Source organism: Nostoc sp. DedVER02, from assembly GCF_034530675.2.
Classification (GTDB): domain Bacteria; phylum Cyanobacteriota; class Cyanobacteriia; order Cyanobacteriales; family Nostocaceae; genus Nostoc.
Genome location: NZ_JAVRCP020000078.1, coordinates 1 through 4,642 on the forward strand (window position 1 = coordinate 1; position 4,642 = coordinate 4,642).

Here is a 4,642-nt window from a genome sequence, read left to right on the forward strand (position 1 = left end):
CTTATTCCTTTGTGTCCTACCCTTCGGGAAGCCACTTCGTGTCTATGCGTCCTTTGCGGTTCGTTTTATCATGATTTGGCGTAAGTCCTATATCTAATGGAATTTTTTCAAAAAGTCAATATTTATTAAAGCGATGGTATAGATATAAAACTCAAGTAATGAATTCAAATATCTTTGATAGACTCTATCTAAATCTAAAATTAATAGCTTTGGTTCTTTTGACACGGCAAAATTACTAGTTTTCTGAGCAAAACCTGTTTCAGATCACTAATTATCGGTAAAAACAAAAAAGTAAAACTACTGTCCTACAAAGATTTTAGCCTTAGCTTGAGTGTTGCAAAAAATGGATAAAGTCGATATTTTTAGAGATATCTAAGTAACTTCTGAACACCAAAAGCTAAGATCGTTAAAGTAGAGAATCCAAAATAAAGCCCTAAGTAAGTCTACAGAAATAAATTCAACTAGATTACGAAACGTAAATAGTTTTCAAACTCTTACCAATGAACAATGAGAAAGGATAGATGACAGTCCCTACTAGTTAGCTTTAATTGCACCGACCTACTTACTTGAGACATAAAAATTAGGAGTAATAGCGTGAATTTGGACGATTTAGCCTTACAGATACAGCTTATGCGTAAGCGTGTCGCCCTTTTGCAACGCCAGAGTGAACAGCAAAAAGCACAGCAAGATATTGAATTTGTCACAGATATATTCAAAGAACTCTACCTAGCTTTGGAACAAATGCAAATAGTTAATAAAGACCTACAGGAGCAGAATGAAAAATTATCCAATGCTCAACAGTCCTTAATAGCCGAAGGTCAACGCTACCAGGAACTGTTTGAGGAAGTGCCAGATGCTTATTTAGTAACTGATCCAAAAGGAGTAATTCAAGAAGCTAACTCTGCTGCACATATTCTGTTGAATATCTCAAAGAATTTCCTGTTGGGTAAACCTATTGGAAATTTTGTACTAGAGAAAGAACTGATTGCTTTTCATTTGAAACTGGCTCATCTACGCGATCGCGCCAAAATTCCAGACTGGAAAACGCAAGAGTGGGAAGTAAACCTGCGACCATGTGGCAAAACACCCATTATTGTGGCAATGAAGGTAGCTGCTATCCGTAATCAACAAGGTAACTTAGTAGGTCTGCGCTGGCTATTGCGAGATATTAGCGAAAGTAAGCGCATTCAAGCCAAGCTGAAATGGGCAGAAGAGGCAATGCGACAAGCGCTAGCCAAAGAAAGAGAGTTTAGTGAATTGAAATCCCGCTTGCTTACCACCGCTTCCCATGAGTTTCGCACTCCATTAGCCACCATCCACTCTTCGGCAGAACTCTTAGAACATTATCGCCATCTATGGAGCAACGAACGACAACAGATTCACCTACGTCGCATTCAAACATCTGTTATGCATATAACCCAGTTGCTGAATGATGTATTGTTGCTGAATCAGGATGAAATAGGCAAGTTAGAGTTTAATCCAACACCCCTAAATCTGGTGGAATTTTGCCACGATCTATTAGAAGAACTAGAGCAGAGCGATCGCTCCCAACATGCGATCGTTTTTAGCAGTGAGTGCCAATGTACCTCAGCTAACCTAGACGCTAAATTACTGCGACAAATCTTGACTAATTTATTCTCGAATTGTCTGAAATACTCTCCCATAGGTAGCACAATTAATTTTTCTCTCACCACTGCCAGCAATCGAGCTATATTTCAGACTCAAGACTCCGGTATTGGCATTCCCTCTTCCGATCTTAAACACATCTTTGAACCCTTCCATCGCGCCAGTAATGCAGGCAATATCCCAGGAATGGGATTAGGGATGTCCATCGTCAAGCAGGCTGTAGACTTACATGGCGGCGAAATTATTGTCGAAAGTGCGATCGGTGCAGGAACTACTTTTACAGTCATTCTGCCATTTTCGATAAATTTGCATATATAGTGGCTTGCACTAATGCTGCTTTTTATTTTCTTATAGATGTACTTTTGAACGTTGTTGCCTCCCAATGGATGCCTAAAGCAAGGCTCTGCAAGTTCAGCTAATAAACTGACGAAATTCTGTTGAAAACTAAAAATACTAAGCTTTTAAGTCACTTTCCACTGAGAAAGACTGTATAAAAATAAATCACTTTTATTTATCGAATTCAAAACAAAAAGTAATTGCTTCTATACTAAAAGGTCTTTAAAGTAGAGTTAGCCGGTCAACAATTAGTTGATTGTAAAGTTTTTCTTAACAATAGCTTAGGGAAACAAACTCAAGGACTTTGTATATTTAAGTGTGAGTTTAAAATATTACGCCTGTGGTCATCTCTAACAAATCAGAATACGCACTTCTAGCTCTGTTAGAGTTAGCAACCTGCTACCCTAACGGTGAAGCGCTGCAAATTCGAGAAATAGCGGTCTTACAAGACATACCAAATCGCTATTTAGAACAACTTCTAGCAACATTAAGACGTGGAGGTTTAATTAAAAGTATACGCGGAGCCAAAGGTGGCTATGTTCTGGCAAGAGATCCTGGAAAGATTACAGTGTTGGATGCTTTTACCTGTATGGAAGGGTCAGATATTGTTGTATCTGATTCTGAGCCTACTCCCAATACAGTAGAAGGTGAGCTAATTCAGGAAGTTTGGCAAGAAGCACGTCAGGCAGCTAACTCTGTTTTGGAAAAATATACACTTCAAGACCTTTGTGAACGAAGATCGCTTAGAAAGCAGAAGGAACTCATGTATTATATTTAGAAACAATGAAGTGAGAAAATTCTCATTCTTAGTATGAAAGTGATAAGCTGTGAGGCTGCTATATGCCTGAAGTCAATTCTCAACAGCCCATAAATACTGCCGCTACTCTTATGGAGAGTTATGCAGCAGGAAAACGGGACTTTAGTAAAGCAGAACTGGGTAACACTGATTTGCAAGACATTAACTTGAAAGGATCTGACCTCAGTTATGCTGACTTGAGTGAAGCTAACTTAAGTGGCGCTAATCTTAGAGGAACTGATCTGAGTTTCGCCGATCTCAGTGAAGCTAATTTGAGGGATGCCGATCTTAGAGGAGCATTGTTGATGTCAGCGAATCTCCGCCAAGCTGATCTCAAAGGGGCAAAGCTGGAAAAAGCAGACTATGATCGCAGCACCCATTTTCCTCAAGATTTCGACCCAATAAAAGTGGGTATGCAGATTAAATTTGAAAATTGATTAATTTCAGTTCAATCATTTTACTTGCCTGAAGATAGAAGATTTTTCTACCAAAAGAGTTGTATTTTGGAGAAAAAGCCTATCTATGAGGTTGACAATGGAGGCAAAAAGTAAAACCGTCAACCGACGCGCACCACTAATTACTGCTGGAATTTTTCTTGGTGTAGGTCTTGGAGGGTTTATTGATGGAATTTTACTACATCAGATCCTCCAGTGGCATCACATGCTTAGTAATATTCGACCTTTGACAAACATGGCGAATATAGATATGAACATGCTATGGGATGGGTTATTTCATAGCTTGAATTGGGTATTCACGGTGGTAGGGCTTGTGTTGCTATGGCGTGCTGGAGGGCGTGATGATGTTCCTTGGTCATCACAGACTTTTATTGGGTCAATATTGATTGGGATTGGGTTGTTCGACTTCATTGAAGGTTTAATTGACCACCAAATTCTCGGTGTCCATCATGTGAAACCAGGCCCAAATCAGTTAGCTTGGGATCTAGGATTCCTTGCATTCGGTGCGCTACTTGTTGTTATCGGCTGGATAATGATAAAAAAGGAGTCAAAAGTCATTAGTCATTAGTCATTGGGCATTGGGTATGGGTCAAAAATTCTTCTTCCCCTGCCCCCTGCTCCCTACCCCCATCTCTCTCTATGCCTACAGATACTTTTGAAAAAACTAGCTGGAGTTGGCAGTTATCTCAATTCCAACAACAAGCGGGAGAATGGTGGGAATACCAGTTTTACCGCTTTGAGCAAGCTTTACCAGAATTGCCTAGTGGATGGTCGATTAGCCCTTGGCTTGGTGAATTACTGAAATTTCTATTTTGGCTGGTAATAGCCTTATTTATAATTTGGATAGGTTGGCGATTATGGCGAGAATTTAGTCCTTATCTATATTCTTGGCTAAAGAAAAGTGGCAATCTTACTGATTTTCGCGTAAAAACTCACCCTAGTGAGTCATCAGCCCTTTTGTTGGAGCGATCGCAAGAATTTTACCGTCAAGGTAACTACCGTGAAGCTTGCCGTTATGTTTATTTAGCGATGTTGCAACAGTTGGATAAAAAAGCGATCGCACCCCACAAAATCAGCCGTACAGATGGAGAATATCTGCAATTACTGCGATCGGCTATGACCTCTATAAAGCCATATGAAACTTTAATTACTACTCACGAGCAATTATGTTTTGGTAATGCCGAGATTTTGCCAGACAATTATGAACAGTGTCGGCAAGCTTATCGGCAAATTTCTCAAGAATGATAACAATACAGGGATAAGGATACTCGCAGTCAATAACTACAAAGAGAAAATAATTGCATATTGTAAGAAACAAACAAAACTCGGTAGCTAATATGTATGATAGCTACCGAGTTTAGTTAGAAATATAGAACCTGGCATCGAGCTATTTTTGCGTAGGGCGACCCCTAAACTATCGTTGCCGCAA

Annotated in this window: 5 protein-coding genes; all 5 read left to right on the top strand. The window is 39.6% G+C overall.

Translation table 11 applies throughout. The features are described from left to right. Positions 1-594: 594 nt before the first annotated feature. The 5 genes from RMZ41_RS31865 (at position 595) to RMZ41_RS31885 (ending at position 4,458) form a co-directional block, all read left to right on the top strand. Entirely contained in the window at positions 595-1,944 is a 1,350-nt protein-coding gene (locus RMZ41_RS31865; RefSeq protein ID WP_322644069.1) for an ATP-binding protein, read from the top strand. A gap of 358 nt (positions 1,945-2,302) precedes the next feature. After that, positions 2,303-2,740, top strand: coding sequence for an Rrf2 family transcriptional regulator (locus RMZ41_RS31870; RefSeq protein ID WP_322644070.1), 438 nt, complete (start codon positions 2,303-2,305; stop codon positions 2,738-2,740). A gap of 62 nt (positions 2,741-2,802) precedes the next feature. Next, entirely contained in the window at positions 2,803-3,195 is a 393-nt protein-coding gene (locus tag RMZ41_RS31875; RefSeq protein WP_322644071.1) for a pentapeptide repeat-containing protein, read from the top strand. 97 nt (positions 3,196-3,292) lie between these two features. After that, the gene (locus RMZ41_RS31880; protein WP_322644080.1) at positions 3,293-3,781 is read left to right on the top strand and encodes a DUF2243 domain-containing protein; all 489 of its coding nucleotides are present in this window, start codon (positions 3,293-3,295) and stop codon (positions 3,779-3,781) included. 71 nt (positions 3,782-3,852) lie between these two features. Further along, positions 3,853-4,458, top strand: coding sequence for a DUF4129 domain-containing protein (locus tag RMZ41_RS31885; RefSeq protein ID WP_322644072.1), 606 nt, complete (start codon positions 3,853-3,855; stop codon positions 4,456-4,458). Positions 4,459-4,642: the final 184 nt, after the last annotated feature.

What these genes read in the sequence shown, in the direction of transcription:
- RMZ41_RS31875 (WP_322644071.1), top strand. Translation starts at nt 2,803, where the DNA reads ATGCCTGAAGTCAATTCTCAACAGCCCATAAATACTGCCGCTACTCTT.
- RMZ41_RS31885 (WP_322644072.1), top strand. Translation starts at nt 3,853, where the DNA reads ATGCCTACAGATACTTTTGAAAAAACTAGCTGGAGTTGGCAGTTATCT.
- RMZ41_RS31880 (WP_322644080.1), top strand. Translation starts at nt 3,293, where the DNA reads ATGGAGGCAAAAAGTAAAACCGTCAACCGACGCGCACCACTAATTACT.